Source organism: Micromonospora sp. WMMD812, assembly GCF_027497215.1.
In the GTDB taxonomy this organism is placed as follows: Bacteria; Actinomycetota; Actinomycetes; order Mycobacteriales; family Micromonosporaceae; genus Micromonospora.
Map to the genome: position 1 here is coordinate 5458135 of NZ_CP114904.1, position 25034 is coordinate 5483168.

23 protein-coding genes are annotated in these 25034 nt (G+C 73.5%); 13 read left to right on the plus strand and 10 right to left on the minus strand.

Annotation, left to right across the window (positions count from 1 at the left end; translation table 11 throughout):
• Positions 1-189 precede the first annotated feature (189 nt).
• The 6 genes from tsaB (at position 190) to O7603_RS25340 (ending at position 6274) form a co-directional block, all read left to right on the plus strand.
• Complete coding sequence (gene tsaB / locus O7603_RS25315) at positions 190-867, plus strand: tRNA (adenosine(37)-N6)-threonylcarbamoyltransferase complex dimerization subunit type 1 TsaB (protein WP_281572251.1); 678 nt, start codon at positions 190-192, stop codon at positions 865-867.
• Complete coding sequence (gene rimI / locus O7603_RS25320) at positions 864-1316, plus strand: ribosomal protein S18-alanine N-acetyltransferase (protein WP_281572252.1); 453 nt, start codon at positions 864-866, stop codon at positions 1314-1316. The genes tsaB and rimI overlap by 4 nt, the downstream gene beginning before the upstream one ends.
• A gap of 4 nt (positions 1317-1320) precedes the next feature.
• Positions 1321-2367 (plus strand): tRNA (adenosine(37)-N6)-threonylcarbamoyltransferase complex transferase subunit TsaD, encoded by a 1047-nt coding sequence (tsaD, locus tag O7603_RS25325; protein WP_281572253.1) that lies wholly within the window; start codon positions 1321-1323, stop codon positions 2365-2367.
• A 10-nt stretch (positions 2368-2377) separates the two neighbouring features.
• Positions 2378-2632 (plus strand): hypothetical protein, encoded by a 255-nt coding sequence (locus tag O7603_RS25330; protein WP_281572254.1) that lies wholly within the window; start codon positions 2378-2380, stop codon positions 2630-2632.
• Positions 2633-2714: 82 nt separating this feature from the next.
• A complete protein-coding gene (locus O7603_RS25335) occupies positions 2715-4415 on the plus strand; it encodes an ABC transporter ATP-binding protein (RefSeq protein WP_281572255.1) in 1701 nt (566 codons plus the stop codon).
• Positions 4415-6274, plus strand: coding sequence for an ABC transporter ATP-binding protein (locus O7603_RS25340; protein ID WP_281572256.1), 1860 nt, complete (start codon positions 4415-4417; stop codon positions 6272-6274). The genes O7603_RS25335 and O7603_RS25340 overlap by 1 nt, the downstream gene beginning before the upstream one ends.
• Positions 6275-6353: 79 nt before the next feature.
• Here O7603_RS25340 and O7603_RS25345 read toward each other — a convergent pair whose 3' ends face one another.
• From O7603_RS25345 to O7603_RS25380, 8 genes are all read right to left on the minus strand, one after another.
• Positions 6354-7091, minus strand: a complete 738-nt coding sequence (locus tag O7603_RS25345; RefSeq protein ID WP_281572257.1) for a DUF4142 domain-containing protein — start codon at positions 7089-7091, stop codon at positions 6354-6356.
• Between the two features lie 143 nt (positions 7092-7234).
• On the minus strand, positions 7235-7531 hold the full coding sequence (locus O7603_RS25350; RefSeq protein ID WP_281572258.1) for a DUF1707 domain-containing protein: 297 nt from the start codon (positions 7529-7531) through the stop codon (positions 7235-7237).
• Between the two features lie 100 nt (positions 7532-7631).
• Complete coding sequence (locus O7603_RS25355; RefSeq protein ID WP_281572259.1) at positions 7632-8813, minus strand: ROK family transcriptional regulator; 1182 nt, start codon at positions 8811-8813, stop codon at positions 7632-7634.
• Between the two features lie 26 nt (positions 8814-8839).
• Positions 8840-10099, minus strand: a complete 1260-nt coding sequence (locus O7603_RS25360; protein ID WP_281572260.1) for an ABC transporter permease — start codon at positions 10097-10099, stop codon at positions 8840-8842.
• On the minus strand, positions 10096-10923 hold the full coding sequence (locus O7603_RS25365; protein WP_281572261.1) for an ATP-binding cassette domain-containing protein: 828 nt from the start codon (positions 10921-10923) through the stop codon (positions 10096-10098). Before O7603_RS25365 ends, O7603_RS25360 begins: the two co-directional genes overlap by 4 nt.
• A gap of 117 nt (positions 10924-11040) precedes the next feature.
• A complete protein-coding gene (locus O7603_RS25370) occupies positions 11041-12135 on the minus strand; it encodes a sugar ABC transporter substrate-binding protein (protein ID WP_281572262.1) in 1095 nt (364 codons plus the stop codon).
• Positions 12136-12437: 302 nt separating this feature from the next.
• Entirely contained in the window at positions 12438-12920 is a 483-nt protein-coding gene (gene ybaK, locus O7603_RS25375) for a Cys-tRNA(Pro) deacylase (protein ID WP_281576803.1), read from the minus strand.
• Positions 12921-12927: 7 nt separating this feature from the next.
• Positions 12928-14178 (minus strand): methyltransferase domain-containing protein, encoded by a 1251-nt coding sequence (locus O7603_RS25380; RefSeq protein ID WP_281572263.1) that lies wholly within the window; start codon positions 14176-14178, stop codon positions 12928-12930.
• A 365-nt stretch (positions 14179-14543) separates the two neighbouring features.
• On the opposite strand from O7603_RS25380, the gene groES reads away from it, so the two are divergent.
• The 3 genes from groES to O7603_RS25395 all read left to right on the plus strand — a co-directional run bounded on the left by groES (position 14544) and on the right by O7603_RS25395 (position 18407).
• Entirely contained in the window at positions 14544-14858 is a 315-nt protein-coding gene (gene groES, locus O7603_RS25385) for a co-chaperone GroES (RefSeq protein ID WP_184534298.1), read from the plus strand.
• A 69-nt stretch (positions 14859-14927) separates the two neighbouring features.
• Positions 14928-16574, plus strand: coding sequence for a chaperonin GroEL (gene groL, locus O7603_RS25390; protein ID WP_281572264.1), 1647 nt, complete (start codon positions 14928-14930; stop codon positions 16572-16574).
• Between the two features lie 129 nt (positions 16575-16703).
• Positions 16704-18407, plus strand: coding sequence for a molybdopterin-dependent oxidoreductase (locus O7603_RS25395; protein WP_281572265.1), 1704 nt, complete (start codon positions 16704-16706; stop codon positions 18405-18407).
• Positions 18408-18530: 123 nt separating this feature from the next.
• Here the strand turns inward: O7603_RS25395 and O7603_RS25400 are convergent, their stop codons facing one another.
• The gene (locus tag O7603_RS25400) at positions 18531-18914 is read right to left on the minus strand and encodes a WhiB family transcriptional regulator (RefSeq protein WP_281572266.1); all 384 of its coding nucleotides are present in this window, start codon (positions 18912-18914) and stop codon (positions 18531-18533) included.
• A gap of 252 nt (positions 18915-19166) precedes the next feature.
• Between O7603_RS25400 and O7603_RS25405 the strand changes: the two genes are divergently transcribed.
• A complete protein-coding gene (locus O7603_RS25405) occupies positions 19167-19994 on the plus strand; it encodes a LuxR family transcriptional regulator (RefSeq protein ID WP_281572267.1) in 828 nt (275 codons plus the stop codon).
• Between the two features lie 101 nt (positions 19995-20095).
• On the opposite strand, the gene O7603_RS25410 is transcribed toward O7603_RS25405, so the two are convergent.
• On the minus strand, positions 20096-20506 hold the full coding sequence (locus O7603_RS25410) for a DUF5319 domain-containing protein (RefSeq protein ID WP_281572268.1): 411 nt from the start codon (positions 20504-20506) through the stop codon (positions 20096-20098).
• 266 nt (positions 20507-20772) lie between these two features.
• Here O7603_RS25410 and guaB point away from each other — a divergent pair, with 266 nt between their 5' ends.
• Genes guaB through O7603_RS25425 form a run of 3 tightly spaced genes read left to right on the plus strand, consistent with a single transcriptional unit; the run spans position 20773 to position 24951 of the window.
• The gene (guaB, locus tag O7603_RS25415) at positions 20773-22335 is read left to right on the plus strand and encodes an IMP dehydrogenase (RefSeq protein ID WP_281572269.1); all 1563 of its coding nucleotides are present in this window, start codon (positions 20773-20775) and stop codon (positions 22333-22335) included.
• Positions 22336-22372: 37 nt separating this feature from the next.
• A complete protein-coding gene (locus O7603_RS25420; RefSeq protein WP_281572270.1) occupies positions 22373-23491 on the plus strand; it encodes a GuaB3 family IMP dehydrogenase-related protein in 1119 nt (372 codons plus the stop codon).
• Positions 23492-23541: 50 nt separating this feature from the next.
• Positions 23542-24951 (plus strand): M1 family metallopeptidase, encoded by a 1410-nt coding sequence (locus tag O7603_RS25425; protein ID WP_281572271.1) that lies wholly within the window; start codon positions 23542-23544, stop codon positions 24949-24951.
• The last annotated feature ends 83 nt before the right edge of the window (positions 24952-25034 follow it).

Consider the following 25034-nt stretch of genomic DNA (forward strand, 5'->3'; position numbering starts at 1 on the left):
TGGCCGTCGCCCGCCAGCGCGTGGACCCGGGCCAGCCGGCGACGCCGCGAACCGACATCGCCGTCGCCCACCAATGCGTGGACGCGGGCAAGCAAGCGAGGCGCAGGCCAGGGCCCGCTGCCGGGATCGCGGGCGCGGGAAGTGGGGCGTCACCGGGCGTGACGGCGGGGGCGGCTAGGCTGGCATACCGTGCTCGTACTCGTGGTGGACAGCTCGACCCCCGCGGTGACCGCGGCGCTGGTGGAGGTCTCGGCGGCCGGCGTCGCGCTCCGCGCCAACCGGTGCACCGTCGATGCCCGGGCGCACGGCGAACTGCTCGCCCCGGAAGTGGACGCGGTGCTCGCCGACGCGGACGCGCGCCCGACCGACCTTGACGCGATCGTCGCCGGGCTCGGCCCCGGGCCGTTCACCGGGCTGCGGGTCGGCCTGGTCACCGCCGCCACGATGGGCCAGGTGCTCGGCATCCCGACGTACGGCGTCTGCTCGCTGGACGGCATCGGCCACCCGGCGGCTGCCGGCGAGCCGGTGCTCGCGGCGAGCGACGCGCGGCGCAAGGAGATCTACTGGGCGGTCTACGACGGCGCCGGCCAGCGGATCGCCGGGCCGGAGGTGGACACGCCCGCCGTGGCCGCCGCGCGGGCCCGCGACCTCGCGGCCACCGTCGCGGTCGGCGACGGCGCCCACCGGTACGCCGACGTCCTCGACCTGCCGATCCGTGCCGAGCCGCGCTACCCCGACCCGGTCGCGCTGGCCCGCCTGGCCGGCGAGCGGATCCGGGCCGGCGCGCCCGGCGACCGGCTCACCCCGCTCTACCTGCGACGCCCGGACGCGGTGGTGTCGATCGCCCGCAAGCCGGTCCTCCCGTGAGCGCTGTCCGGCTTGACCGGTTCCGGTGGTGGCACATCGACGAGGTGCTGCCGATCGAGGCGGACCTCTTCGGCGCCGAGCAGTGGTCGCCGGCGATGTTCTGGAACGAGCTGGCCAATGGGCACCACTACCGGGTCGCCGTCGACGCGGACGGCTCGGTGCTCGGCTACGCCGGGCTGGCCGGTGCCCCACCGGACGAGGTGTGGGTGCAGAACATCGCGGTCCGCCGCGACGCCCAGCGTAGCGGCGTCGGCCGTGCCCTCCTGGAGGAGCTTCTCGCCGAGGCGACCCGGCGCGGCGCGCGCAGCACCCTGCTGGAGGTCGCCGTGGACAACGCCCCCGCCCAGCGGCTCTACGCGATGTACGGGTTCGAGCCGATCGGCGTACGGCGGGGCTACTACCAACCGAGCAACACGGACGCGCTGGTCATGCAGCGGGACGAGGACTGACCCCATGGCTGACGAACCCCTGATCCTCGGCATCGAGACCTCCTGCGACGAGACCGGGGTCGGCATCGTCCGCGGGCACACCCTGCTCGCCGACGCGCTGGCGTCCAGCGTCGAGGAGCACGCCCGGTTCGGCGGCGTGGTGCCGGAGGTGGCCAGTCGGGCCCACCTGGAGGCGATCGTGCCGACCATGGACCGGGCGCTGAAGGAGGCCGGGGTGACGATCGCGGACGTCGACGCGATCGCCGTCACCTCCGGCCCGGGCCTGGCCGGCGCGCTGCTGGTGGGCGTCGCCGCGGCCAAGGGGTACGCGCTCGCCGCCGAGAAGCCGGTCTACGGGGTGAACCACCTGGCCGCCCACGTCGCGGTGGACACCCTGGAGCACGGCCCGCTGCCCGAGCCGGCGATCGCGCTGCTGGTCTCCGGCGGGCACTCGTCGCTGCTGCTCGTCGACGACCTCGCCCGTGGGGTCACGCCGCTCGGCGCCACCATCGACGACGCGGCCGGGGAGGCGTTCGACAAGGTGGCCCGGCTGCTCGGGCTGCCGTTCCCGGGCGGCCCGCCGATCGACCGCGAGGCCCGGGCCGGCGACGCGGCGAGCATCACCTTCCCGCGCGGGCTCACCGCCGCCAAGGACCTCGCGGCGCACCGGTACGACTTCTCGTTCTCCGGCCTGAAGACCGCCGTGGCCCGCTGGGTGGAGGCCCGGCAGCGGGCCGGCGAGCCGGTGCCGGTCCCGGACGTGGCCGCGTCCTTTCAGGAGGCGGTCTGTGACGTGCTCACCACCAAGGCGCTGGACGCCTGCCGCGCCCACAGCATCGACACGCTGGTGATCGGCGGCGGAGTGGCGGCGAACTCGCGGCTGCGCGCGATGGCCGAGCAGCGGGCGGAGAAGCACGGCATCCGGGTGCGGGTGCCCCGGCCGAAGCTCTGCACGGACAACGGCGCGATGGTCGCCGCCCTCGGCTCGCACCTGGTCGCCGCAGGCGTCGCGCCGAGCCGGCTCAACCTGCCCGCCGACTCGGCCATGCCGCTGACCGTCGTCAGCGTGTGAGGGAGACCCCGTGATCGTCCGCATGTGGGAGGCGCGTGCCGAGTCGTACGGAGTCGCCGACCTGATCACCTGGGTCTGCGACACCGCGCTGCCCGACTTCGAGCACGACCCGCTGCACGTGTCCAGCGAGGTGTACTCGTCCACCGACCACCGGGTGGTGGTCATCTCGAAGTGGCGGAGCAACCCGCGACCGCTGCCCGAACCGCCGGCCATGCTGGTCGCGCGGCCGCCGCACTCGTGGGACTTCACGCAGGTCGATCGCTGATCAACGGCGTGGTGGACGACACGTCCGCGGGGGTCGTAATTGGTTCGCGCGGGCATCTGCCGCCCGCTTAGCGTCGACGGTGATGGGCTTCTCACCGGCCGGCGACCCCGGCGAACCTGACTCCCGGTCGGCGACCCGCTACCTGCTCTGGGTCGCCGGCCGGCAGAAGCTGGTGTTCGGCGCCGGCCTGCTGCTCGGCGTCATCTGGATGGTCGCCCAGGCGCTGATGCCGGCCGCCGTCGGCCGCGCCGTGGACGGGCTCAGCCGCCGGGACGAGGGCGACCTGGTCACCTGGGGTCTGATCCTGCTCGGGCTGGGCGTGCTCCAGGCCGCGGCCGGGATCCTGCGGCACCAGTGCGCGGTGCGGAACTGGCTCGCCGCCGCGTACCGGACGGTGCAGCTCACCGTGCAGACCGCGAACCGGATCGGCGCGGCCCTGCCCCGCCGGGTGGCCACCGGCGAGGTGCTGAGCATCGGCACCTCCGACATCGAGCAGATCGGCCACGCGATCGACATCACCGCCCGGGGCACCGGCGCGCTCGTCGCGATCGTGGTCGTGGCGGTGATCCTGCTGGACGCCTCGGTGCCGCTCGGGCTGGTCGTGGTGCTCGGCGTACCGGTGATGATGGCGGTGGTCGCGCTGCTGATCCGGCCGCTGCACCGGCAGCAGCACGCGTACCGGGACGCCGAGGGGGCGCTGACCACCCGGGCCGGTGACATCGTCTCGGGGCTGCGGGTGCTGCGCGGCGTCGGGGGCGAGCCGGTCCTCTCGGCCCGCTACCGATCGGAGTCGCAGGCGCTGCGCGCGCACGGTGTACGGGTGGCCCGGGTCCAGGCGCTGCTGGAGGCGGCGCAGGTGCTGCTGCCCGGCGCGTTCCTGGTGCTGGTCACCTGGCTCGGCGCCCGGTTCGCGCTGGCCGGCGAGATCAGCCCCGGGCAGTTGGTCGCCTTCTACGGCTACACCGCGTTCCTGGTCAGCCCGCTGCGGCAGCTCACCGAGGCGGTGGACAAGCTGACCCGCGGCCACGTGGCCGCCCGCCGGGTGGTCCGGCTGCTCCAGCTCACCCCCGAGCTGGTCGACCCGCCGCGGCCGGTGACCGTGCCGGACGGGCCGGGCGACCTGGCCGACGTCGAGTCGGGGGTGCGGGTGCCGGCGGGCCGGTTCACCGCGCTGGCCGCCACCGCGCCCGAGGACGCGGCCGCGATCGTCGACCGACTCGGCCGGTACACCGATTCGGACGCGACGCTGCACGGCGTACCGCTGCGGGAGCTGGCGCTGGCGACGGTGCGGGAGCGGATCCTGGTGGCCGACAACGACGCGCGCCTGTTCACCGGCGTACTGCGCGCCGAGTTGGACCCGCATGACACGGCCGACGACGCCGCGCTCGACGCGGCGTTGCGGGCGGCGAGCGCCACGGACATCGTCGAGGCGCTGCCGGACGGGCTGGACAGCCGGGTCGCGGAGCGCGGCCGGGAGTTCTCCGGCGGGCAGCAACAGCGGCTGCGGCTGGCCCGCGCCCTGGTCACGGACCCGGAGGCCCTGTTGCTGGTCGAGCCGACCAGCGCGGTGGACGCGCACACCGAGGCGCGGATCGCCGCGCGGCTGGGAGACACCCGGGCCGGCCGCACCACCCTCGTCTGCACCACGAGCCCGCTGCTGTTGGGGCGGGCCGACCACGTGATCTTCGTGGAGGACGGCAAGGTGGTCGCCGAGGGGCGGCACGCCGACCTGTACGACACCGAGGCGCGTTACCGGGCCACGGTCGGTCGAGGGGAGGACTGATGGCCAGCATGCTGCCGGTCGCCGACGCAGCCCAGGTGCGCCGCTACGCCCGTACGCTGGTCCGCCGGCATCCGCGCGCGCTCGCCGTGGCGCTCGGCCTGCACGCGCTGGCCGCCGCGGCCGGGCTGGTCGCCCCGCGCCTGCTCGGTGACCTGGTCGAGGGCATCTCCCGGGGTACGTCCCAGGTGACCGTGGACCGGATCGCCCTGTTGATCGCCGGGTTCGTGGTGGTGCAGGCGATGCTGGTGCGGTTCGCCATCCTGGCGTCGGCGCGACTGGGCGAGCGGGTGCTGGCGCAGCTCCGGGAGGAGTTCGTCGACCGGGTACTCGCCCTGCCACTGTCCACCGTGGAGCGAGCGGGCACCGGGGACCTGCTCACCCGAACGTCGCGGGACGTGTCGGCGCTGTCCCGGACGGTCCGCCTCGCGGTGCCCGAGACGCTGATCGCGATCGTCACCGTCGGCTTCATCGCCGGCGGGCTGCTCCTGGTCGGGCCGCTGCTCGCGCTGCCCTGCCTGATCGCGGTGCCGGTGCTCTGGGCCGGCACCCGCTGGTACCTGCGCCGGGCGCCGGACGGCTACCTGCGGGAGAACGCGGCGTACTCGGACATCACCGACGGGATCAGCGAGACGGTCGAGGGCTCGCGGACCACCGAGGCCCTGCGCCAGCAGGCCCGCCGCCGGGCCCGCACCGACGCGGACATCCGCCGGTCGTACGCGGCCGAGATGTACACCCTGCGGCTGCGGACCATCTTCTTTCCGGTGGCCGAGATCGGCTACGTGGTACCGGTGGTGGCGACCCTGGTCATCGGCGGCTGGTTCTACCTGAAGGGCTGGGTGAGCCTGGGTCAGGTCACCGCCGCCACGCTCTACGTGCAGCAGCTGGTCGACCCGGTGGACCGGCTGCTCTCCTGGCTGGACGAGCTACAGGTGGGTGGGGCCTCGATGGCCCGCCTGCTCGGCGTGGCCGAGCCCGACGCCGGCGCCGCCCCGTTGACGGCCGGCGCGATCGCGGGCAGCCCGGTCGGCGTCGTCGCTGCCGCGCCCACCGCAGCCGTCGCTGCCGCTGCCGGCGCCGTCGGTGTTTCGGGCCCCGGCGCGGAATCGGTGGACGGCCGGGACCGGCAGTTGGTCGCCCGGGACGTGCGCTACGCGTACCGGGCGGGCCGGGACGTGCTGCACGGGGTGACCCTGGTGCCCGAGCCGGGGGAGAAGCTGGCCATGGTGGGTCCGTCCGGCGCCGGCAAGTCGACGCTCGGCCGGCTGCTCGCCGGGGTGCACGCGCCACGCGGCGGCTCGGTCACCGTGGCCGGCCAGCGGCTGGACACGCTGCCCCTGGCCGAGCTGCGCTCGCACGTCGCGCTGGTCACCCAGGAACACCACGTCTTCATCGGTACGCTCCGCGAGAACGTGGCGATGGTCCGCCCGGCGGCGACCGAGGCGGACGTGCGGGCGGCGCTGGCCGCGGTGGCGGCACTCGACTGGGCGGACGCGCTGCCGGACGGCCTGGACACGGTGGTCGGCTCCGGCGGGCACCCGCTCTCCCCGGCGCAGGCGCAGCAGCTGGCGCTGGCCCGGCTGGTGCTGGCCGACCCGCACACGCTGGTGCTGGACGAGGCCACCTCGCTGATCGACCCGCGGGCCGCCCGGGAGCTGGAGCGCTCGCTGGCGGCCGTCCTCGACGGGCGGACGGTGATCGCCATCGCGCACCGGCTCTTCTCCGCCCACGACGCGGACCGGGTGGCCGTGGTCGAGGACGGCCGGATCACCGAGCTGGGCTCGCACGACGAGCTGGTCGCGGCCGACGGCTCGTACGCCGCCCTCTGGCGCTCCTGGCACGGCCCGGACCTCTCGCGTTGATCATGAAGTTGTTGCCGCGACACGCCGTGCCGCCGGGCAACAACTTCATGATCGACGAGGCGGTACCGCCGGCCGGGGGTCAGGTGCGGCGGAGCAGGCGGTAGGTGGCCAGGCCGCCCGTTCCCAGGGCGGCCAGGAAGACCAGCCAGACCACGGTGCTGCTCACCCCGGCCCCCGGGCCGCTGTTGGCGGACGCCGCGGCCAGCAGCCCGTCGTTGCCGGGCGCGGGGAGCGCGGCCGGCGGCAGCTCGGGCCAGCGGACCAGGCCGGTGCTCTCCAGCATCTGCATGTGGTGCATCACGAACCGGTTGGCGTCGTCGCAGAGCTTGCGCACCGTGGCGTCCCGGGTGCTGGCGCGGACCGCGCCGATCACCGGGAAGATCTTGCCGTGGGCGACCCGGAGCCGGGTGACGAAGATCTGGTCGAAGCGGGCGCCGGAGGCGTTCTGCATCTCCGCCAGCCAGCCCTTCTGCTCGGCGGTCGGCTCGGTCGGGATGGCCGTGCCGAGCTTGTTGGCCGCGTCCACCACGAGCTGGTCCAGCTCCTGGTGCTCGGACGCGATGCCCGCCCCGATCTCCCGTACCTTGGCGGACTGGCCCTTCTCGGCCGCCATCTGCCCGGCGGGCATCTCCCACAGCCCGGCCAGCCGCACCCCGTTCAGCAGTGTCATGTCGGCGGCGTTCAGCTGCTGCCCCGCCGGCGCGGCCACCGCCGTGCCGGGCAGCACGGCGACCGCCGCCACGATCGCGATGAGGAGCACCGCCGCGCGGTGAACCCGGTGTCCCGACCGGCGACGGGCGGAAGTGAGCGGTGCCATGTCTGCGGTGCCTCCTCGGTCCGGGCCGAACGTCTCTGAGTGGGCGGCCACCCGCCGGCCGCCCATCCGCCCACTGGTACGGACTGATCGCGCGATCAGTTCACCGTCCTGGGTGACTACCGGCCGGAGAGGGGCGCCGCCGATCAGCGGGTGACGGCCATGAAGAGGACGAGCAGGAGCAACGTGAGCGCGGCGACCGCGAAGACGACCAGCAGCTCCCGCCGGTGGTGACCGGTCGCCCCCTCGGCCCCGGTCGGTGTGGCCGGCGCGGGCAGGTCGCGGGTCAGCGCGGCGAGATCGCCGAGCGTCCGGGCGGCCCAGACCGCGCCCACCCGGTCGGAGAACTCGTCCAGGGTGAGCCGGCCGGCCTCGGTGTGCCCCTGCAACTGGGCGACCACGCGGTGCCGGTCGTCATCCGAGGCGCGCAGCTCGACGTCCACGTCGGACAGGGTACGCAGCGCCGGCCGTCCGCGGGCTCCGCCGGTCGGCCGGGCCGCCAGCCGGTCGGTCCGAGGCCGCGGGTCGGTCCCGGGCTGCCGGTCAGCCGACGTCGAGGGGGTCGGCGAGGAGCCGCTCGAAGGCCAGTTCGGCGGCGCCGACCAGGGCCGCGTCCCCGCCGAGCTTCGGGGTGCGCAGCCGGACGTGCTCCAGGCAGGCGGGCAGCGCGTTGGCGTTGAGCCGGCTGCGGATCTGGGCGGCCGCGGCGAGGTAAAGGTCGCGCATGGTGCCGCCGAAGATGACCATCTCGGGGTTGAAGATGTTGACCAGGTTGGCCACGCCGAAACCGAGCCAGTCGCCGGCCTGGCGGACCGCCGCGGTGGCCCGGGCGTCGCCGCGGTCGGCGGCGTCGAAGACGGCCAGCAGCGCGTCGCGGCCCCGCGCGTCGGAGCGGCCGGCGTTGCGCAGCAGGCCGTGCTCGCCGACCTCCGTCTCCCAGCAGCCCCGGGAGCCGCACTCGCAGCGCTTGCCGTCGAGGACCACCTTCATGTGGCCGACCTCGCCGCCGTACCCGCCGTGCCCGGTCAACCGACGCCCGCCGGCGATGATGCCGGCACCGACCCCGACGTCGCCGTAGAGGTAGATGACGTTGTCGCAGCCGGCGGCGGCGCCCCTGGCGTGCTCGGCGAAGGCCGCCACGTCGGCCACGTTGCCCACCGTGACCGGCGCGTCGATGCCCAGCTCGGCCCCGAGCGCCGCCCCGATCGGCTCGTCCACCCAGCCGGTGGTGGGCGCGAGCCGCACCAGCCCGTCGTCCCGGCGGACCATCCCGCAGACCGCCACCCCGGTGCCGACGCAGACCGCGTCGGCGGGCACCGCCTGCTGCATGTCCTTGGCCGCGCCGGCCAGCAGCGGTGCGGCGTCCGCGGCCACCAGCCCCCGGGGTCGGTCCAGCTCCCGGCGGTCGAGCACCGCGCCGCCGAGACCGACCCGCGCGGCCCGCAGCCGGTCGACCTCGATGCTGTACGCGTACGCGTAGATGCGGCCCGACTCGGGCCGGACGACCAGCGACGGTCGCCCGGCCCGGCCGGTCTCCTTCGGTGGCCCCTCGCTGACCAGGCCGGCGCCGGCCAGGTCGGCCGTGAGCGCGCCGATCGTGCTCCGGTTCAACCCGAGCGCGGTCGTCAACTCCGCGCGCGAGGTCGCCCCGTGGACGTGCACGTGACGCAGCAGGGCGCCGAGGTTCTGCCGACGGATCTCGTCCTGGCTCGGTCCTGTGCGCATGGGTGGCACTCCGGGCGGGGCGTGGGTCAACGGGTGCCGGTCGCCGTCGAGCGGCGGCGGGAGAAGGCGTCGACGCTCGCGGCGAGGAGCAGCACCGCGCCGGTGAGCACGTACTTGACGCCCGAGCTGTAACCCATCAGGCCCATGCCGTTGTCGATGACGGCGATCACCGCACCGCCGAGCACCGCGTCGAGCACCCGGCCCTTGCCGCCGAACAGGCTGGTGCCGCCGATGACCGCCGCGCCCACGGCGTAGAGCAGGACGCTGCTGCCGCCGGTGTTCGGGTCGACCGAGTTGGCCCGGCTGGCCGCCACGATGCCGCCGACGGCCGCCATCGAGGAGCAGATCACGAAGACCGAGATGCGGATCCGGTCGACGTCGATACCGGCCCGGCGGGCCGCCTCCTTGTTGCCGCCGACGGCGTAGATGTGCCGGCCGTAGCTCGTGCGCTGGAGCACGAACGTCCACACGACCAGGAGCAGCGCGATGATCGGCACCACGATCGGCACGCCCTTGAGCGAGGTGATCAGGACGTTGCGACTGCGCTCCAGGTTGAGGATGAACACCGCCACACCGAGGACCAGTGCCAGGCCGCCGATCCGGGCGAACACCACGGCGATCGGGTCGGTGATCAGCCCGCGGGCGGCCCGGTTGCGGTGCCGGAGCAGTTGGACGGCCGCGTACCCGGCGACCGCCACGAGAACCAGCACCCAGCCGAGCAGCGGGGGCAGGTTGCGGTTGGCGATGGCCACCAGCGTCTCGTCGCGGATGGAGATGTTGCTGCCCTCCTTCATGAGCATCAGCGCGATGCCCTGGAAGGCGAGGAAGCCGGCGAGGGTGACCACGAAGGACGGGATGCCGACCTTGGCCACCAGGAAGCCGAGCGCGGTGCCGATGACCACGCCGGTGACGATCGCGGCGAGCACCGCCACGTACCAGGGATAGCCGAGCACGGTCACCACGTTGGCCAGCACGGCCGCGCAGACGCCGCTCGCGTAGCCGGCGGAGAGGTCGATCTCGCCCAGCAGCAGGACGAAGACCAGCCCCATCGCGATCAGGGTGACCGCCGCGCCCTGGGTGAAGAGGTTGGCGAAGTTGCCGGCGGTGAGGAACGACGGCCGCGCGATGGAGAAGACCGTGCAGAGCACGAGCAGCCCGAGGACGGCCGGCAGCGCGCCGATGTCGCCGCCGCGTACCCGGCTCCAGTAGTTGCGTACGTGGCTGCCGACGGTCGGCGCCGGGGTGACGGCCGCCGGGCCTTCGTTCTGCACGACGGTCGTGGTCATCGAGTGCCTCCTGTGGACGAGTCGGCCGGCTCCGCGCCGTTGCCGTTGCCGCCCGCCGGAGCGGACTCGGCGGCGAGACCGAGCCTGCCGGAGCGGCCGGCGGTGATCAGCTCGACCACCTGCGAGTGGGTGATGTCGCTGGTCTTCACCTGGGCGACCATCTGGCCGAGATAGAGCGCGGCGATCCGGTCGGAGACCGCGAAGACGTCGTTCATGTTGTGCGAGATGAGCACCACGGCCAGACCGTTGTCGGCGAGCCGGCGGACCAGCTCGAGGACCTGCGCGGTCTGCGCCACGCCCAGCGCGGCGGTGGGCTCGTCCAGGATGACGAGCCTGCTGTTCCAGAGCACCGCCTTGGCGATCGCCACCGTCTGCCGCTGACCACCCGAGAGGCTGGAGACGTGCTGTCGCAGCGACTTCACAGTGCGGACGGAGAGACCGGCGAGTGTCTCCGCGGCCATCTGCTCCATGGTCGGCTCGTCGAGGACGATGCCGCTGCGCTTCTCCCGGCCGAGGAACATGTTCTGCACGATGTCGAGGTTGTCGCAGAGCGCGAGGTCCTGGTAGACGACCTCGATGCCGAGCGCGGCGGCGTCCCGGGGGCTGTGGATGCTCACCGGCTGGCCGTCGAAGTGGAACTCGCCGGCGTCGGTCGGGTAGATGCCGCTGATGCACTTGACCAGGGTCGACTTGCCGGCGCCGTTGTCGCCGACCAGCGCGGTCACCTCGCCGGGGTGGGCCGAGAAGGCGACGTCGTGGAGAACCTGGACGGGACCGAAGCTCTTGTCGATCCCGCGTAGCTCCAGCAGGGGTGTTGCGGACACGGGGGTCTCCTTCGGGTGGAGGGGGATCTCAGGGCCTGACCGGCGAGTGCCGCCCGGCACGGGAGGGGGACTCCCGTGCCGGGCGGCGGGCTGCGCCTCGGCGGGTGCGGCGTCAGGTCAGCTGATGCCGGCGTCGGTGCAGAGCTTGGCGAAGGTCCCCGTGCAGATCTCGTCCTTGGTGACGAAGCCGTCGGCGATGACGTCCTTGACGTTCTCCTTGTAGATCGCCTTCGGAGTCAGCAGCACGGACGCGACGTCCCGGCCGCCCTCGGGGTCCTTGACCGTCTGACCGGTCTCCTTCCGCTCTCCCTTGGCGAGCGCGATGGCCAGGTCGGAGGCGGCCTTCGCCTCCTCCCGGATCGCCTTGTAGACGGTCATGCACTGGTCACCGGCGAGGATGTTCTGCAGGCCCTCGGGGGTGGCGTCCTGACCGGTGACCGGGACCTTCCCGTTGAGCTTGTTCTTCTTCAGGATCGAGATGGCGGCGTTGCCCAGGCCGTCGTTCGCGGCGAGCACCCCGTCGATCTTGCCGCCGGCCTTGGTGAGCTGCTGCTCGAAGATCGTGGCGGCCTGGGCGTTGTCCCAGTCCGGCACCGAGTCGTCCGCGACCTTGGTGTACTCCTTCGAGTCGAACTTCGGCTTGAGCACCGAGTCGTACCCGTTTTTGAAGAGGGTCGCGTTGTTGTCGGTCGGCGAGCCGTTGAGGTAGGCGATCGACGGGTTCTTGGCGGCCTTGTCGGTCAGGCACTTGACCAGGCCCTCGCCCTGAAGCTTGCCGACCGCCTCGTTGTCGAAGCTGACGTAGTACTCGGCCGAGCCGCCGAGGGTCAGCCGGTCGTAGTCGATGGTCGCGACGCCCTGGGACTTCGCCTTGTCCAGCACGGCCTTGCCGGTGCCGGAGTCGAGGTTGACGATCATCAGGGCGGTCACGCCGTTGGTGATCATCTGGTCGGCGATGGTCTGGAAGGCGGTCTTGTCGCCCTGGGCGTTCTGGATGTCGTACTGGACGCCGGCGGCCTTGAAGGCCTCCTCCAGGAACTTCCGGTCCGCGCCCTCCCAGCGGGCGGAGGACTTGCTGTCCGGCAGGATCACGCCGATCTTGGGGGTCTTGTCCGCGCCGGCCTCGCTACCACCGGAGTCGTCGCCACAGGCGGCCATGCTGCCGGTGGCCAGGAGGCCCACGGCGGCGAAGGTGAGGAGCCCCTTACGCATGTGCAGGGTCCTTTCGGGGTGGGGGAAGGTGTTTGTTTTGTTGTGTCCGGCAACGTATTCCGGCGCCGATGTGGGGCACAAGAGTGCCGAGGTGGCGAGTTTGTTGGCGGCGGTAACAATTCAGCAACGTGGCCGTCACTCCCAGGTCACCGAACGAGAAAACGCTCTCCGGTCGCCACATCCGTCCCGGAAAAAAGCGCCGGCCTCAGCGTGAAATCTGGCGGTGACCGGCGTCACGAGCCGGAGGGCGTCCAGCGCCACGACACTATCCACAGTGGAGTCGCACGGTGCGGGGGAAAGGGTCAGCGGGCCGCGACCGGTGCCGTGCGCGCGTCGGTCAGCGCGACCAGGTCGGCCGGGGCGAGTTCGAGTTGGAGGCCACGCCGGCCGGCCGAGACGTAGACGGTGGGGAAGTCCAGCGCCGAGGAGTCGAGGACGGTGGGCAGCCGCTTGCGCTGGCCCAGCGGGCTGATCCCGCCTCGGACGTAGCCCGTGGCCCGCTCGGCGACCGACCGGTCGGCGAGCGCCGCCCGCTTGCCGCCGACCGCCGCGGCCAGCGCCTTGAGGTCCAGCTCACCGGTCACCGGCACCACCGCCACGGTGAGCGCCCCGTCGACGTCGGTGACCAGCGACTTGAACACCCGCTCCGGCGGTACGCCGAGGGCCGCCGCGACCAGCGCTCCGTAGTTCGACGCGCCCGGGTCGATGTCGTACGGGTGGGTGCGGTGGACGATCTTCCGCTTCGCCAGCAGCGCCGTCGCTGGTGTGCCCTGTCCCGCCACGATCGACAACCTAGCCCCGCACCGGCTGGCACACCAGCACGGTGGGCGCACCGGCCACCCGGGTGAGCACCAGGCTGGCCGCCGCGTCGCCGGCCAGCCGCAGGTCCCGTCGGAGCTGCTCCGGGGTGAGCGCCGAGCCGCGCTTGAGGATCTCCACCCGGCCCACGCCACGCTCCCGGAGCAGGGCGCGAAGTCGCTTCAGCGAGAACGGCAGCACGTCGGTGACGGCCAGACAGCGGGTGTACGGGCTCTCCGCCGGGGTGTCGGCGTAGAGGTAGGCGATGCTCGGGTCGGCCAGGGTGGCGTCGAGGCGGTCGGCCAGTTCGGCGACCAGGTGGGCGCGCACCACCGCCGGGTCGGGGTCGTGCACGAAGCGCCGCACCGGCCCGACCGGCGCTTCGCGGTCACCGGTGCCGGTGAGCTGGTGGGCGTTGTCCGGCGACCCCTCGCGCAGCAGCGTGGACGGCGACCCCTCGCGCAGCAGCGTGGACGGCGACCCCTCGCGCAGCAGCGTGGACCGGCGGGGCACCTCGGCGAGCCGGCCGCACCAGAGCGCCGCCTCGACCAGGTCGCCGTCGACGCTGACCCACTCGGCCTCGGCGCCGTCGGGGATGAGCCCGTGGTCGAGGCCGGGCGCCACCTTCACCACCGTGCGCGGCACCCGTTCGGCCAGCCCGGTGACGAAGTCCCACGGCGGCGAGTAGGCGTTCGGGTCGAAGATCCGGCGGCCGGTGCCGGCGGTGCGCCGGGCCGGATCGCAGAAGACCGCCTCCACCCGGGTCACGTCGAACGCGGTGGCGTCCCCGCACTCCACCGTGAAGAGGTCGGCCAGCCCGGCCGCCTCGGCGTTGGCGGCGGCCATCGCCGCGGTCACCTGGTCGGCCTCCACCCCGTACACCCGGATGCCGGCGCGGGCGGCGGCGAGCGCGTCGGCGCCCAAGCCGCAGCCGAGGTCGGCGAGCGTGCGCACCCCGGCGGCGCGCAGCCGCTCGGCGCGCCGCGTCGCGACCACGCCCCGGGTCGCCTGCTCCAGGCCGGCCCGGGTGAGGAACATCCCGGCCGCCGCCGGCCCGAACTTGGTCGCGGCCCGCCGGCGCAGCTCCGACTGGGTCAGCGCCGCGGCGGCCAGCCCGGCGGGCACGCCGGCCGACCGCAGGGCGGACGCCGCGGCCAGTGGATCGCCGCCGGCCACCCGGGCCGCCGCGGCGAGCGCGGTCGCCCCCTCGGCGGTACGCAGGGCGGCGAGCTGGTCGAGATCCACCCGCCCATTGTCCGGGCTCGACCAGGGTGCCCGGCCCGGGGTGTCGGGGTGCGGAGCAGCCCGGCCGGGCTGTGGGGGTGCGGGGCGTCCGGCCGGGGTCGGGCTGGGGCGCCCGGCCGGGTGCCGGCGGAGCTGTGGCGACACGGAGCCGGGCCCGTTGGCACTCTCCTTGACGGAGTGCTAGCCACGGAATAACCTGCGATTAGCACTCTCACCCTGAGGGTGCCAGCTTCCGGGTCCCGCGACCCGGGCGCTGAACGCCAGGCGGACCGGCACCCGCGACGACGGCCCCGCCCGGTGGCATGTGGCAGATTGACGCTGGTCGGCCCAGTCGACCGGCACAGAAACCAGTACCCCAGGAGGGTATGCCCGTGACTACCGCGACCAAGGTTGCGATCAAGCCGCTCGAGGACCGGATCCTGGTCCAGGCGAACGAGGCTGAGACCACCACGGCGTCGGGCATCGTGATCCCCGACACCGCCAAGGAGAAGCCGCAGGAGGGCACCGTCCTCGCTGTCGGCCCGGGGCGCGTCGACGACAACGGCAACCGCATCCCGGTTGACGTCAAGGTCGGCGACACCGTCATCTACTCGAAGTACGGCGGCACCGAGGTCAAGTACGCCGGCGAGGAGTACCTGGTGCTCTCCGCCCGCGACGTCCTCGCGGTCATCGAGAAGTAAGCAACCGATCAGTGTCGGTGCCCCGGTCCGGCTCGCCGGGCCGGGGCGCCGTCGCTTGAAGGGACATTCATGGCGAAGATCCTGAGCTTCTCGGACGACGCCCGGCACCAGCTGGAGCACGGTGTCAACGCCCTCGCGGACGCGGTCAAGGTCACCCTCGGCCCGCGCGGGCGCAACGTCGTCTTGGACAAGAAATTCGGTGCGCCGACGATCACCAACGATGGCGTGACCATCGCCAAGGAGATCGAGCTCACCAACCCCTACGAGAACCTCGGCGCGCAGCTGGTCAAGGAGGTGGCGACGAAGACCAACGACGTCGCCGGCGACGGGACCACCACCGCGACCGTGCTGGCCCAGGCGATGGTCCGCGAGGGCCTGCGCAACGTGACCGCCGGGGCCAACCCGGCCGGCCTCAAGCGGGGCATCGACGCGGCGGCCGCCAAGGTCTCCGAGGCGCTGCTCGGCCGGGCCGTCGAGGTCGCCGCCAAGGAGTCGATCGCGCACGTCGCGACGATCTCCGCGCAGGACGCCACCATCGGTGAGCTGATCGCCGAGGCGATGGAGCGGGTCGGCCGCGACGGTGTGATCACCGTCGAGGAGGGCTCCACCCTCACCACCGAGCTGGACGTGACCGAGGGTCTCCAGTTCGACAAGGGCTTCATCTCGCCGAACTTCGTCACCGACGCCGAGGCGCAGGAGTCCGTCCTCGAGGACGCGTACATCCTGATCACCACGCAGAAGATCTCCGCGATCGAGGAGCTGCTGCCGCTGCTGGAGAAGGTCCTCCAGAACAGCAAGCCGCTGCTGATCATCGCGGAGGACGTGGAGGGCCAGGCGCTCTCCACCCTCGTGGTCAACTCGATCCGCAAGACCCTCAAGGTCTGCGCGGTCAAGGCCCCGGGCTTCGGCGACCGGCGCAAGGCGATGCTCCAGGACATCGCGATCTCCACCGGCGCCGAGCTGGTCGCCCCGGAGCTGGGCTACAAGCTCGACCAGGTCGGCCTGGAGGTGCTCGGCACCGCCCGGCGCATCGTGGTCGACAAGGAGAACACCACGATCGTCGACGGTGGCGGCCAGTCCTCCGACGTCGCCGACCGGGTGGCCCAGATCCGCAAGGAGATCGAGGCCTCGGACTCCGAGTGGGACCGGGAGAAGCTGGCCGAGCGGCTGGCGAAGCTCTCCGGCGGCATCGCCGTGATCAAGGCGGGTGCGGCCACCGAGGTCGAGATGAAGGAGCGCAAGCACCGCATCGAGGACGCCATCGCGGCGACCAAGGCCGCGGTCGAGGAGGGCACGGTGCCCGGCGGCGGTGCCGCCCTGGCGCAGATCCTGCCGGTGCTCGACGACGACCTCGGCTTCACCGGTGACGAGAAGGTCGGCGTCTCGATCGTGCGCAAGGCGCTGGTCGAGCCGCTGCGCTGGATCGCCCAGAACGCCGGCCACGACGGCTACGTCGTGGTGCAGAAGGTCGTCGGCAAGGAGTGGGGCCACGGCCTCGACGCCGCCACCGGCCAGTACGTCGACCTGGCCAAGGCCGGCATCCTGGACCCGGTGAAGGTGACCCGCAACGCGGTCTCCAACGCCGCTTCCATCGCCGGTCTGCTGCTCACCACCGAGAGCCTCGTGGTGGAGAAGCCGGCCGAGCCGGAGCCGGCCGCCGCCGGCGGGCACGGCCACTCGCACGGCCACGGTCACCAGCACGGCCCGGGCTTCTGACGTAGCTCGTTCGCCCGGTCGGGGCGCACCGCCAGCCGGCGGTGCGCCCCGACGCGTATCCGGCGAAGGTCATTACCGGTCGCTGACGTCACTACCGGCCGCCCGGGCCGATCGGAAACACTGGGGCCCATGAGCACCACCACGCGCCGGTACGGCGCCCTGGCCGGGATCACCGCCGCCACGGTGGCGATCGGCACCGCCGAGCTGGTGGCCGTGCTGACCGGCCCCCGATCGGCACCGCTGGTCGCGGTCGGCGGCGTGGTCGTGGACACCGTTCCGGAGCCGCTCAAGCAGTTCGCGATCGACCTCTTCGGTCGGCACGACAAGCTCGCCCTCCTGATCGGGACGGCGCTGCTGCTCGCCGGCTTCGCCGCGTTGTTGGGCGCGCTCTCGGTGCGCCGGCTGGCGGTGGGCCTCGCCGGGATCGCCGGCTTCGCCGCGCTCGGCGTGGCCGCCGCCCTGACCCGAGCCGGCGCGGACGCCCTGGACGCGCTGCCCTCGCTGGTCGGCGGCGGGCTCGGCGCGATCGTGCTGTGGGCGTTCGTCGCGGGCCCGCTGGAGCTCGACCCGTGGCCGTGGACCCCGCCCAGCCCGGGCCGCCGGCCCGTCACGCCCTTGTCAGCGGCGAGGCCGGGCGAGCCGATGGTCCCGCCGCTCGCTGGGGACGAGGGTGCCGCCCGACAGGAACCCGGCAACCCACCGGCCGCGCCGGCCCACCCCGGCGCCGGACCGGCGGCCGTGGGGGTGTCGCTGGAGAGCACCGACCCGGAGTCCCGGCGGCGGTTCCTGACCGGGACGGGGGTGCTGCTCGGCGCGGCGGCGGTGGCCGGCTTCGGCGGTCGCTGGCTGGCCGGTCGGCGCGGGGTGTCGGCGGCCCGGGACGCGGTGGTGCTGCCCGCTCCGGCCTCGCCCGCTCCCGCGGTGCCGGCCGGGGCCGACCTCTCCCTCACCCAGCTCGCGCCGTACGTCACCTCGAACTTCGGCTTCTACCGGATCGACACCGCCCTGGTGGTGCCCCAGGTGGACCCCGAGACCTGGCAGTTGCGCATCCACGGCCGGGTGCGCAACCCGATCACGCTCAGCTTCGCGGACCTGTTGGCCCGGCCGATGGTGGAGCGCTACGTCACGCTCGCCTGCGTCTCCAACGAGGTCGGCGGGGACCTGATCGGCAATGCCCGCTGGCTGGGCGTACCGATCCGGGACCTGCTGGACGAGGCGGAGCCGGAGGAGGGGGCGGACCAGGTGGTGGGCCGCTCGGTCGACGGCTGGACCTGCGGCACCCCGACCGCCGCCCTGCGCGACGGGCGGGACGCGCTGCTGGCGGTGGGGATGAACGGCGAGCCACTGCCCGTGGAGCACGGGTTCCCGGTCCGGATGGTGGTGCCCGGCCTCTACGGCTACGTGTCGGCCTGCAAGTGGGTGACCGAGCTGGAGCTGACCGGCTTCGCCGACTTCGACGCGTACTGGGTGCCGCGGGGGTGGTCGGCCCAGGGGCCGATCAAGACCCAGTCGCGGATCGACACGCCCCGCGCGCGCAACCGGCTGACCGCCGGCCGGGTGGTGGTGGCGGGGGTGGCCTGGGCGCAGCAGCGGGGCATCCGGCGTGTGGAGGTACGCGTCGACGACGGTCCGTGGCAGGAGGCCGAGCTGGCCCCGACGGTCTCGGTGGACACCTGGGTGCAGTGGTCGTGGAGCTGGGACGCCACGCCGGGCGAGCACCGCCTCCAGGTCCGGGCCACCGACGCCACGGGCGAACCACAGACCGAGCGCGAGCAGGACGTGGCACCCGACGGCGCCACCGGCTGGCACACGGTCAGAGTGCGCGTCACCTAGCCCCCATTCTCTCCCCGGTTGATCATGAGGTCTGCGGCAGATCCGGAGATCGAAGACGCCGCAGACCTCATGATCAACGGGATGGGGCAGGTGGGGGCGCGGTTCCGTGGGGTTGGGGTGCGCTCAGGCGACGTTGCGCTGGGCCGGCACGGTCGACTTGTGCGGGCGGCCCAGGCGGGCTTCCAGCCGGGCGACGTCGACCCGCGTCTGCCGCCGGTCGGCCAGGTCCTCCCAGCCGATGGCCAGCAGCCGCAGCCGCTCGGACTCGCTGAAGCCGCCCCAGACGCCGTACGGCTCGCGGACCGACAGCGCATGGGCGGCGCACTCGGCCCGCACCGGGCAGGCGCGGCAGACGGTCTTGGCGGCGGACTCGCGGCGCAACCGGGACGAGCCCCGCTCGCCGTCGGGGTGGAAGAACTGGGCGCTGTCGCGGCCCCGGCAGGCGCCGAGTCGCTGCCAGTCCCAGAGATCGACGATGGGTCCGGGCAGTCTACGTACGTTCGACATCAGCACCCCTCCTCCCGCGCGGCACCGCGAGATACTTGTGGCCGGCTTACGGGCGGCGGGCCGCACAGGCGCACCGTTCCCGGCCTGGGTCTCCCGGTACCCGGGCTTTCCTGCGCTCACACGTCTTTGATCGAAAACGTCGGACAACTTGCGGCATATGCCCCATCTGTCGGAAAAGTTCGGAGGATTGCCGGGAACCTCCTCCCCAGCCGACCCCGTCATGGTCTGCTCGTTGGCGGAGAGGAGAGCACAGTGCGTAACGTTCTCGTGTGCGTCCGGACACCGCTCGCGGCGCAGCACCTGACCTCCGCGGCCGCCCGGTTGGGACTGTCCGCGGTCGTCCGTACCGCGGTCTCCGATCCCGAGGTGATGCTGCGTCTCGCCGAGCGCCAGCCCGACGTCATCCTGGCCGACACCGCCCTCACCCGGCCGGACAGCGCCGGTTTTGTCCGCCGGGTGCTGGCTCGCGCGCCACAGGCCGCGGTGCTGCTGTTCGGCGCGGAGGAGTCCGAGGCGGCCGCTGCCACCATCAGCGCCGGCGCCCGGGGTTTGATCCAGGGCGCCGACCATGACCTGACCAGCGCGGTCGCCAAGGCGCTGCTGCTGCTCTCCGCCCCCGGCCGGGCGGCCCGGCACCGGGTCACCGACCCGGCCCGGAACACCGCGGCGGTAGGCGGACCGAACCGCCCCGCGCAGGCCGGCCGGCCCTCCGGAGAACCGGGCGCCGGCTGGACCGCAGGCACCGAGGAGGAGCCGGGCGGCGGACCGGCGATGGTGCCGGTGCAGCGCGGCGACGACGGACCCGAGACGGGCGGTGGCGAGGCCGAGGGAGCGCCACCGGACGGGCAGCGGCCGGCGGCGAACGTCCGGGCCGCCCGGGCGGCCATCGGGCTGACCGAGCGCGAGCTCCAGGTGCTGCTCGGCATGGCGGAGGGCAAGAGCAACGCCGAGATCGGCCGTGAGCTGTTCGTCTCGGAGGACACCGTGAAGACGCACGCCCGCCGGCTGTTCCGCAAGCTCGGCGCCCGCGACCGGGCGCACGCGGTAGCCGCCGGCTTCCGCGCCGGCCTGGTGGCCTGACGACTCCGACCGGCCCGGATACCTCCGGCCGGGCGGGCGGGCGTCGCACAGCGCGGGTGTCGGCGGGACCGCCCGTCTCGCGGGGTGCGCGCCGGCCGGGGTCACGTCCCGGTGCCGGGCTCCTCGTCGTTGCCCTCGGTCAGCGTGTCGTGCACGCCGTCGGCGTAGCCGCGCGCGTATTCCCAGGTGACGTAGTGGTCCGGGTCGGGGTCGTACGCCGGCTCGTGCACGCGGGGCCGACCCGAGCTGAGCAGGTGGCGCAGGTTGCCCCGGAGCAGGTCCCAGTCGAAGTAGTGCGGCTCCCGGCAGTCCTCGCACTCGATCACCAACCCGCGGACCCCGATGGGCGCCAGCAGCGCCTGGTAGATCTCCAGGTCGGCCAGGTCCTCCAGGACGTCCTGCCGCTCGACGTCGGTCAGCGGGTCGAGCGGTGCTTCGTCGCCCGGATCGTGCAGGCCCGCGGCCGGGTCGGCCGGGTCGCCGTTGAACGGGTCGATGGGCTCCTCGTGCACTCCCTCACCGTAGACCCAACGGCGCGGCGACGCCCGCCCCCGCGCGCGGGCCGGCCCGCCCGGCACCCGCGTGCCGGCCCGCCCGCGGCCGCACCCGCGCCGGCCCGTCGTCCCCGGCGCGCCGGGGACGCGGGTCACTCGGCGCGACGCGACGTGGGCTCGCCCCGCACGCTGGGTACGATGGGAGGAGCGCCGCGTGCGGCGCTCCTCCGGTGCCCACCGCGCCACCTCGCTGAAGCCGAACCGAACAGCTCAGGGGAGCAATCGTGGAAAATTCGCCCAGCAGCGCTCGTCCGACCGGCGCCGACCACGGCGAGCTGGGCGGCCACCTGCCGGAGCTGCCGGCCGGTTCGGCCCGGGTGGTGCCGCTCGGTCTCACCTTCGACGACGTGCTGCTCCAGCCCGGCGAGTCGGATGTGGTGCCCAGCCGGGTGAACACCGTCACCCGGATGACCCGCAACGTCACCCTCTCCGTGCCGCTGCTGTCGAGCGCGATGGACACGGTGACCGAGGCGCGGATGGCGATCGCGATGGCCCGTCAGGGCGGCATCGGCGTGCTGCACCGCAACCTCTCGGTCGAGGACCAGGCGCTCCAGGTCGACCTCGTCAAGCGCTCCGAGTCCGGCATGATCACCAACCCGGTGACCGCCAGCCCGGACGACACGCTGCGTGACGTCGACGCGCTCTGTGGCCGCTACCGGATCTCCGGCGTCCCGGTGGTCGACGGCGACGGCGAGCTGGTCGGCATCGTGACCAACCGCGACATGCGGTTCGTCTCCGACCCGGCCACCCCGGTCCGCGAGATCATGACCCGCGCCCCGCTGGTCACCGCGCCGGTCGGCGTGAGCAAGGACGAGGCGCTGGCGCTGCTGCGCCAGCACAAGGTGGAGAAGCTGCCGATCGTGGACGGCTCGGGCCGGCTGCGCGGGCTGATCACCGTCAAGGACTTCACCAAGAGCGAGCAGTACCCGGACGCCACCAAGGACGACGCGGGCCGGCTCCGGGTGGCCGCTGCGATCGGCGTCGGCGAGGACTCGTACAAGCGGGCCCGGGCGCTGGTCGACGCGGGCGTGGACGTGCTGATCGTGGACACCGCGCACGGGCACCAGCGGGCCGTGCTCGACATGGTCCGCCGGCTCAAGAAGGACGTGAGCGTCGACGTCGTCGGCGGCAACATCGCCACGTACGCCGGGGCCCGGGCGCTGGTCGAGGCGGGCGCCGACGGGATCAAGGTCGGCGTCGGCCCGGGCGCGATCTGCACCACCCGGATCGTGGCCGGAGTCGGCGTACCGCAGATCACCGCGATCATGGAGGCGGCCCGGGCCGCCCGGCCGGCCGGCGTGCCGGTGATCGGCGACGGCGGCATCCAGTACTCGGGCGACATCGCCAAAGCGCTGGTCGCCGGCGCCGACACGGTGATGCTCGGCAGCCTGCTGGCCGGCTGCGAGGAGAGCCCCGGCGAGCTGATCTTCGTCAACGGCAAGCAGTTCAAGGCGTACCGCGGGATGGGCTCGCTCGGCGCGATGCAGTCCCGTGGGCAGGCCAAGTCGTACTCCAAGGACCGTTACTTCCAGCAGGACGTGACCAGCGACGAGAAGCTGGTCCCGGAGGGTGTGGAGGGCCAGGTGCCCTACCGGGGGCCGCTGTCCCGGGTGGCGCACCAGCTGGTCGGCGGGCTGCGACTGGCCATGGGATACGCCGGTGCGGAGAACATCCCCGACCTGCACGAGCGTGGGCAGCTGATCCGGATCACCGCGGCCGGGCTCAAGGAGAGCCACCCGCACGACATCCAGATGACCGTCGAGGCGCCCAACTACCACACCCGCTGACTCCCCCCACCACCCCCGAAGACACCTGGAGTGACCCATGCGTGACGTGGTCGAGATCGGGTTGGGCAAGACCGCGCAGCGCGGTTACCACCTGGACGACATCGCGATCGTGCCGAGCCGCCGGACCCGGGACGTCGACGACGTCTCGACCGCCTGGCAGCTCGACGCCTACCAGTTCGGCATCCCGTGCGTCGGGCATCCCTCCGACGCGACCATGAGCCCCGCCTCCGCCGTCCGGCTCGGCGAGCACGGCGGTCTGGGCGTGCTCAACGTCGAGGGGCTCTGGACCCGCTACGAGAACCCGACCAAGATCCTGGAGGAGCTGGCCGGCCTGGACGAGGGCGCCCGCGCCACCAAGCGCCTCCAGGAGGTGTACGCCGAGCCGATCCGTCCCGACCTGATCGCGGAGCGGGTCCGCGAGCTGCGAACCGGCGGCGGCACGGTGGCGGTGCGCGTCTCCCCGCAGCACACCCTGGCGCTCGCCCCGGTGATCCTGGACGCCGGCGTGGACATCCTGGTCATCCAGGGCACGATCGTCTCCGCCGAGCACGTCTCGACCACCGACGAGCCGCTGAACCTCAAGGAGTTCATCGCCGACCTCGACCTGCCGGTCATCGTCGGCGGGTGCACCGACTACAAGACCGCGCTGCACCTGATGCGCACCGGCGCGGCCGGCGTCATCGTCGGCATCGGCGGCGACGAGTGGTCGACCACCGAGTCGGTGCTCGGCATCCGGGTGCCGATGGCGACCGCGATCGCCGACGCGGCGGCGGCCCGCCGGGACTACCTGGACGAGACCGGCGGCCGGTACGTGCACCTGATCGCCGACGGCGACCTGCAGACCTCCGGCGACATCGCCAAGGCGCTCGGCTGCGGGGCGGACGCGGTGATGCTCGGCGAGCCGCTGTCGCTCTGCGCGGAGGCCCCGGCCGGTGGCGCCTGGTGGCACTCGGCGGCAAGCCACCCGTCGCTGCCCCGTGGCGCCTTCGAGGTCGCCAGCGAGCCGCTCGGCTCGATGGAGCAGCTCCTCTTCGGCCCGGCCGACGAGCCGGACGGCCAGCTCAACCTCTTCGGCGGGCTGCGCCGGGCGATGGCCAAGTGCGGCTACCGCGACCTCAAGGAGTTCCAGAAGGTCGGCCTGGTCCTGGACCGCTGACCTGCGCCAACCTGCTCCGATCGCACCGGCCGCGCCGCTAGGCTCGGCCGGTGCGACGTATCTCCCCACTGTTGAGGCCGGCGCTGGGCGTCGCCCTGGCGATCGCGCTCGCGCTCGGCGGCTGTACCCGGTCCGATGAGGAGGATGGCTTCCGCCCGGGCAGCACCGACCTCGGCGACCCGTACGTCCCCGGGCGTGGCAACGGCGGGTACGACGTCGGGCACTACGACCTCGACGTGCGGTACGACCCGGCTACCGACCGGTTGACCGGGCGCGCGGTGCTCACCGCGACGACCACCACCGGGTTGTCCCGGTTCAACCTGGACCTCGCCGGGCTGGAGGTCGACCGGGTGGTGGTCGACGGGGCCTCCGCCACGCACCGGCGGACCGGCGACGAACTGGTGGTCACCCCGGCGCGCGGGCTGGCCCGGGGCGCCCGGTTCACGATCGAGGTGGCGTACGCCGGTGTGCCGGCCCCGGTCGTCGGGGGCGCGTTGGGCAGCGGCGGCTTCCTGCACACCGACGACGGCGCGATCGCGCTCGGCCAGCCCGACTCGGCGGCCACCTGGTTCCCGGTCAACGACCACCCGTCGGACAAGGCGACCTACGACCTCGCGGTGACCGTCCCCGAGGGGCTCGCCGCGTTGAGCAACGGCGCGCCGGGGCCGAAGCGCAGCGCCGACGGCTGGACCACCTGGCGGTGGTCCGAGCGGGCCCCGATGGCCAGCTACCTGACCACCCTGGTGATCGGCGACTACCAGGTGACCACCGGTACGCACGCCGGCCGACCGATGGTGACCGCGGTGCCGGCGAGCGAGCCGGCGACCGGTGCCGCCGCCGCCTCGCTGGCCCGCACCGGGGCGATCGTGGACTTCCTGGCCAGCCGCTTCGGGCCGTACCCGTTCGAGTCGTACGGCGGGATCGTGGTCGCCGACCCGCGGATCGGGTACGCGCTGGAGACGCAGTCCCGGCCGGTGTACGGGCCGGCCTTCTTCTCCGCCGGCCGGCCCAACCCGTCGGTGGTGGCACACGAACTGGCCCACCAGTGGTTCGGTGACAGCGTCTCGCTGACCCGGTGGCGCGACATCTGGCTCAACGAGGGCTTCGCCACGTACGCCGAATGGCTCTGGGCGGAGCACGACGGCGGCCGCACCGCCCAGCGTGCCTTCGAGGCTCAGTACGCGACCACCGACTGGTCGGCGCCCGCCGTGGATCCGGGTCGGGAGGCGATGTTCGGCAACGCCGTCTACCGGCGGGGCGCGCTCGCCGTGCACGCGCTGCGCCGGACCGTCGGCGACGACACCTTCTTCCGCATCCTGCGCGAGTGGACGGTCGGGCGGCGGGACGGCAACGCCACGACCGACGACCTGATCACCCACGCCGAACGGGTCGCCGGCCGGCAGCTGCGGTCGCTGTTCGACGCCTGGCTGGTGGGCGGCAGTGCACCCGCCCTGCCGTGACGGGCCCGTGATGGTCGCTCGGTAGGCTGCCGCGGACGACTCGGGCGACCCGTCGGTCGCGCCCGGTGGGCTGGGCCAGGTAG